This window comes from Mesorhizobium sp. M7A.F.Ca.MR.362.00.0.0 (assembly GCF_004023175.1).
Lineage (GTDB): Bacteria > Pseudomonadota > Alphaproteobacteria > Rhizobiales > Rhizobiaceae > Mesorhizobium.
Map to the genome: position 1 here is coordinate 1 of NZ_RZTF01000382.1, position 6,194 is coordinate 6,194.

Sequence of the window (6,194 nt, forward strand, 5' to 3'; positions counted from 1 at the left end):
CGGCGAGCGCGCGGACCTGCCTTTGCCGTTCCGCATCGTCGGTGTTTTCGCGCTGCCAGCGACGCGCACGCCGCAGAAGCTCTGCGGTGTCGGTTATGGCAGCGTCGCATGAGATGCTTTCGCCGAGTCGGCGGCCGAGTTCAGCAACCAACGCCTGCTGGCGCTCGGCATAGGTTGCGCCTTCGTCGGATGGCATGCCCGATGCTGCTTCATCGCGGGCCAGCAGCGCCGAATAGACATGGTGGATGCGCTGCGGCAGCGTGTCGGTCGCAAGGCGTTCTATTTTCAGGCTTTTCTCGACATAAGCGCATTCCTTCGCCAGCGCCGCTTCGACATTCCCGGTGAAGGCGAGCTTCCAGACGACTGGCGCGATCCAGACCTTGAAATCGGAATCCGTGGCCCGGCCGCGCTTGAGGGCCTCCAGCCCCATCTCGATGGCACCCGGCAGCAAAGGCGCAACGACATTGGCATGCCAGCCGACGCCGCCTTCGGGATGCAGCAGCACGCCATGGCCTTTCAAGGCCCAGGCGATGGAGTGTTCCTTGGCTGCCCCGCTGTTGCCGGGAATCTGAGCGATGAGGTTGTTGGCCAGCCAGAACTTCTGCATCAGCCGGCCAAGGCCGTTGACGACACCATTGGTTGCCCCTGAGGCCGTGAGCGGGCTGACCTGCGACACGATTTCCTTGTCGATCATCCAGTCGGTGAAGAACTCGGGATGATTGGGCGTGATGAAGGTCGCCTTCCCTGCCCCGCAACTGGCCTTCAGCCGCTCAAGGTCGGCGTGGGGAAAGTCGATATGGCGGACATTTGAGACGCCGCGCAGACCGGCCAGGCGATTGAACGGCAAGATATCCCGAAATCCGGGAATGCCGCGGAGCATGACGATCCGGTTGACGGATGTCATGGCCCTGATCAGCGCCGGGTTGGGCCGCGGCGCCACGAATGTATCGATCCTGCTCAAGCTGATCCCCCTCGCGCCTGGACGCCGGGGAGAGGTTGAGAGACGATTGCGGCACGTTCAAGTCGATCGTTACGACCACGCCGTGTCGTGGTAAATCAACTGCCTAGACCGGCACTATTTGGCGGGACAGGGTTTCGTCTGGTCGAACAGCGACAGGTTGACCAGCTTGCCGGTCATCGAGAAGTCGCCATAGTCCATGACGAGATCGCGGGTGATGCCGTTCTCATGCAGCTTGAAGCTGATACGGTATTCCGGCACCTCTTCGCCCGTCTTGTTGGTGTCGTCGAAATAGGCGATGTCGACCGGCCAGTATTTGTCGGTGGCGAGCTTTGCCAGTGCCGAAGCTTCCGGGTCGGCCTTGTCGGCATCGGTTTTCTTGCCGACCACGACGGTGGTGGTCATCACCTTGTTGGCGTCTTCGGAACCGTCGAACAGGTTGGTTTCGTAAAAATTCTCGCCCTTTTCGGCCTTGCCGATCAGCTCGACCAGATGCTGGGTCGGGAATTGGGTTGTCGCCAGCTCGACGCTGTTCTTTTCAGGCTTGTCGATGTCGACCTTCAGGCCCTTGGTCTCTTTGGTGGCGATGCCCTTGACCTCTTTGTCGAGATTCTGGTCGACGAAGGATTTTGTCACGAACGAAAATGTCTTGCCTTCGGCGTCCTCGAAAGTGGTCGTCTGCTGGTCGGTCAGCCTGGTGTTGTCGGCGGTGACGATCTGGGTGACGAAGCGGAATTTCACCGTATAGCCTTCGCAGGCCGAGCCATTGAACTCATAGACCATGCGACCGGATATGCCTGTGATGCCGGACTGATCGGACGCTTTTTTCAAGGTAAGATCGTAGACGGCGCGGTGGGCTTGCAACGCCGGCGCTGCGAAGGCAGGGCCTATCGAGAAGACCCCCGACAACAGGACGGCATGGAATGCGAGGCGCGTTGCGCGCATGAGGTACTCCGATCGTCGCGACTGATGGCAGGCCGCAGGGAAAGATGGTCCAGCTTAAAAAAAGTCGTGGCGGAAGCGAGGCAAAAATAGCAATTTCGGCCCGGCCGGCGCGGCGTCACCAAGCAATAGGGAAATACCATGAGTGAAACAATCGAAAAGCGGCTAAGCGATCTGGGTGTGACGCTTCCCGTCGCCGCCGCGCCCGCCGCCAACTACGTGCCCTATTGCCGGACCGGCAATCTGCTGTTCACCGCCGGGCAATTGCCGCTCAAGGACGGCAAGCTGCAGGCGAGCGGGCTGTTAGGTCGCGATCTCGATACCGCAGGTGGCAAGGATGCGGCAAAATACTCCGCGATCAACATCCTGGCGCAGGCCAAGGCAGCACTCGGCGACCTCGAGAAGATTAGCCGTCTGGTGAAGATCACCGTTTTCGTCGCCTCGACACCTGAGTTCGTCGAGCAGCATCTGGTTGCCAACGGCGCCTCCGATTTCCTGGTGGCGGCCCTTGGCGAGCGTGGCAAGCATGCGCGCTCCGCCGTCGGCACCGCCTGCCTGCCGCTTAATGCCGCAGTGGAAATCGAAGCCGTCTTCGAAATCGAATGAGCCAGGGGACAGATATGACCGACCTATCCTGGCTGACCGCCCGGCCCGTCGCCCATCGCGGCTTCCACGACATGAACAAGACGCGCTGGGAAAACACGCTGTCAGCCTTCGCTGCGGCCGCCGAACGCGGCTATGCCATCGAATGCGACGTCCACCTGTCGTCCGACCGCGTTCCTGTCATCATCCATGACGGAGATCTCAAGCGCCTGACCGGCCAGGATGGTTTCGTCTGGCAGCGCACCGCAGCAGAACTCGCGGCGCTCAGGGTCGGTGGCACGGCGGACCATGTGCCGACGCTGCAGGAAATGCTCCACCTGGTCGACGGCCGCGTGCCATTGGTGGTCGAGTTGAAAGGCACGCCCGGCTATGACGAAGGCCTGGTGGCAAGCGTCGGCAAGATGCTCAAGCGCTACAAGGGCAAGGCGGCGATCATGTCGTTCGACCACTGGCTGGTCCGCGATTTTCCGAAAGACGCGCCGGGTATCCCCGGGGGTCTCACCGCCTACGGCAAGGACGTCGGGCTGATCGAGGCGCATTTCGCCATGCTGGCGCACGACATCGCCTTCACCTCCTACGCGGCCGGCGACCTGCCGAACCCATTCGTCAGCTTCGTGCGCGAAAGGCTGAAAATGCCTGTTATCACCTGGACGGTGCACGACCAGCCGGCGGTCGACCTGACCTTCAGATATGCCGACCAGATGACGTTCGAGGGGTTCGAGCCCGATCTGGTCAAAGTCGCCTGAGTGTCTGAAACGTGACTTGTACCAGGCCGGACGGAGCTTAAATAAGCCTCATGGATCAGGGCGACGAGGGTGACGGACAAACGGCCAATGCGGACTATTCGATCCGCGTCGCCGCCGGCATCGGCGCCTTCACCTGTGATGAATGGAACGGCTTTGCCGGAACTGCGCGCGGAAATTCAGAAACCAGTTACAATCCTTTGGTTTCCTTCGCTTTGCTAAGCGCACTCGAAGATTCTGGATGCGCCGTGCGGCGCACCGGCTGGCAGGGCCATCACCTCAGGCTGGAGGACGGGCAAGGCAGATTGCTGGGCGCGGTGCCCTGTTATCTCAAATCGCACAGCCAGGGCGAATATGTGTTCGATCATGGCTGGTCGGATGCCTTCGAGCGCGCCGGCGGCCGTTACTATCCCAAACTGCAAAGTGCCGTGCCGTTCTCCCCGGTCACCGGCCCTCGCCTGCTGGTCAGCAAAGGCGAGGACAGCGCCAAAGTGAAGGCCGGTCTCGCGGCGGGCCTGAAGGCGGTGACGCAAAAACTCGGCGTCTCTTCCGCGCATGTCACCTTCGCGCAAGAGAGCGATGTGGAAGTGCTGGAAGCGGCAGGCTTCCTGCACCGCACCGACCAGCAATTCCATTTCTTCAACGAAGGTTTTTCGACCTATGACGACTTCCTCGCCACCCTTGCCTCGCGCAAGCGAAAGGCGATGAAGAAGGAAAGGCGTGAAGCGCTTGCCCCAGGCATTTCGATCGATCGGCTGACCGGCAAGGACCTCACGGAGAAGGCCTGGGACGATTTCTTCGCCTTCTACATGGACACCGGCAGCCGCAAATGGGGCCGGCCCTATCTCAACCGTCAATTCTTCTCGCTGATCGGCGAACGCATGGCCGACGACATCCTGCTGGTGATGGCCAGGCGCAATGGCCGCTATATCGCCGGCGCCATCAATTTCATCGGTTCGGACGCACTCTATGGCCGCAACTGGGGCTGCATCGAGGACCATCCTTTCCTGCATTTCGAGGTCTGCTATCACCAGGCGATCGACTTCGCCATCGAACGCAAGCTGAAGGTTGTCGAGGCAGGCGCGCAGGGCGAGCACAAGCTGGCGCGCGGCTACCGGCCGGTGATCATGCATTCCGCGCACTACATTGCGCACCCCGGCCTGCGCAACGCCGTCGCCGACTACCTCAGGCGCGAACGCCACGAGGTGGAGCGGATGAGCGAATATCTGGAAGAGCACACCCCGTTCCGCAAGGATCTGGAGGAGTAGCAACAGGGCTGCCTTGACGAGCAGGGCCGACTTCGTCCGATCGTCTTGCCGATTTTCCACCGTTTCGCTACACGAAAGGCACAATCCGGAGCGTTCGCCATGACCGAGGCCGCCTACGATACCGACAACATCTTCGCCAAGATCCTGCGCGGCGAAATTCCCTCGCACCGCGTCTACGAGGATGACGCTGTCATCGCCTTCATGGATGTGATGCCGCAGGGGCCGGGCCACACGCTGGTGGTGCCGAAAGCGCCGTCGCGCAACCTGCTCGACGCCGACCCGTCAATTTTCGGCCATCTCTTGAGCGTCGTTCAGAAAGTGGCGCTGGCGGTGAAAAAGGCCTTTGGCGCCGACGGCGTCACCATCATGCAGTTCAATGAGCCGGCATCGGGGCAAACCGTCTATCATCTGCACGTACATGTCATTCCGCGCTTCGACGGCATCCCGCTGAAGCCGCACACGGGAGGAATGGAGAAGCCGGAGGTGCTGACCGAAAATGCCGAAAAGATCCGGACTGCACTCGAAAATTGAGAAACGCGAGGTCAGCCGATGTGGCGGACCGGGTAGCGCCGTTCAGCCGAGAAGACGATTCTAGTGCCCGGGCGTGCCGGCGCCGGGACTCAACCGTTTGCAACTCTAATCGTCTGATTAGGAAATATTGAACCGTCTCACGGTAAAATGGTAACGGCGTGGCGAGCTGGGCTTCAAAACCATGGAACATTCGGTTGCGGCATCGGCCCCACTGACGGGGGCTATTGTCGGACGTGCTTTTCCTGGCATCTTGGCGGATGCCTTTTGGCGACACCGGCTGCTGCACGCTATGGCTACCGCTGCGCTGCTTCTGGCAAGCGCAGTCGGGTGGCACACTGGAAACATGCCGGATTTCGGCGTTCTGGCGGAATACGCCGAGTATCTTTTCATCGCCTTCTGGATTTGCGGCTCAGCCCTTGCACTTGGGACGCTTTTCCACCTTGCGCTGGTCCAGCGGGAAACCGAACCGCTGCACACCTTCCTCAAGTCACTGGGTAGATTCTTTGGCGATGCCGAACGCATTGCCAACAGCCTGAATGGCCTGGGTGCGGGTCTTGCCTTCATATCCGCGATCGGTGTGTTGAAGGGAGCCATTGCAATCCTCTCTCCGTTCGCATGGGACAAAGCATTGGCTCACGCCGATCGCATCCTGCATTTCGGTCGAGCCCCGCACGAATGGTTGTGGTTTGTCGTCCAGTCGCCGCTTGCATTGAAGATCATCAACATCGCGTACAATTTCTGGTTCGTCGTGCTCATCACCGCGGTTTTCACCGTGTGCATCACACGCAAGGATACGAAGCTGCGTCACCAGTTCCTGATGAGCTTCATGACGGTGTGGACGCTGGGTGGCTTCTTCCTCGCGATGGGCCTGTCGTCGGCTGGCCCCTGCTTTTACGAGCGATTGGGGTTCGGCAACGACTTTCACCCCCTCATGCAAGCACTTGCCGTTGCCGATCGCGTCTATCCGATCTGGGCGCTCAGCACGCAGGATATGCTGTGGAGTGGCTATACCGGCGCAACTACCGGCAGCGTCGGCATATCCGCCTTCCCATCCCTGCACGTTGCGATGGCGGTGCTGTTCGCCCTCTATGCAACACGGCGGTCTCGGCTGGCCGGTCTTGTGATGTGGTTATTCGCCGGCGTCATTAT

At 60.6% G+C, this 6,194-nt stretch carries 7 protein-coding genes; 5 read left to right on the forward strand and 2 right to left on the reverse strand.

Annotation, left to right across the window (positions count from 1 at the left end; genetic code table 11):
- A partial coding sequence (locus EOC06_RS30640) for a hypothetical protein (protein ID WP_128309544.1) occupies nt 1-961 on the reverse strand: 961 nt, incomplete at its 3' end.
- Nucleotides 962-1,075: 114 nt separating this feature from the next.
- Nucleotides 1,076-1,903 (reverse strand): cell envelope integrity EipB family protein, encoded by an 828-nt coding sequence (locus EOC06_RS30645; protein WP_127269019.1) that lies wholly within the window; start codon nt 1,901-1,903, stop codon nt 1,076-1,078.
- A gap of 138 nt (nt 1,904-2,041) precedes the next feature.
- Here EOC06_RS30645 and EOC06_RS30650 point away from each other — a divergent pair, with 138 nt between their 5' ends.
- The 5 genes from EOC06_RS30650 to EOC06_RS30670 all read left to right on the forward strand — a co-directional run.
- The gene (locus tag EOC06_RS30650; protein WP_128309545.1) at nt 2,042-2,506 is read left to right on the forward strand and encodes a RidA family protein; all 465 of its coding nucleotides are present in this window, start codon (nt 2,042-2,044) and stop codon (nt 2,504-2,506) included.
- A gap of 14 nt (nt 2,507-2,520) precedes the next feature.
- Nucleotides 2,521-3,249 (forward strand): glycerophosphodiester phosphodiesterase, encoded by a 729-nt coding sequence (locus EOC06_RS30655; RefSeq protein WP_127269017.1) that lies wholly within the window; start codon nt 2,521-2,523, stop codon nt 3,247-3,249.
- Between the two features lie 50 nt (nt 3,250-3,299).
- On the forward strand, nt 3,300-4,514 hold the full coding sequence (locus EOC06_RS30660; protein ID WP_128309546.1) for a GNAT family N-acetyltransferase: 1,215 nt from the start codon (nt 3,300-3,302) through the stop codon (nt 4,512-4,514).
- A 99-nt stretch (nt 4,515-4,613) separates the two neighbouring features.
- Complete coding sequence (locus EOC06_RS30665) at nt 4,614-5,045, forward strand: HIT family protein (RefSeq protein WP_127271001.1); 432 nt, start codon at nt 4,614-4,616, stop codon at nt 5,043-5,045.
- 181 nt (nt 5,046-5,226) lie between these two features.
- On the forward strand, nt 5,227-6,194 hold a 968-nt coding region (locus EOC06_RS30670; protein ID WP_245470230.1), incomplete at its 3' end, for a phosphatase PAP2 family protein.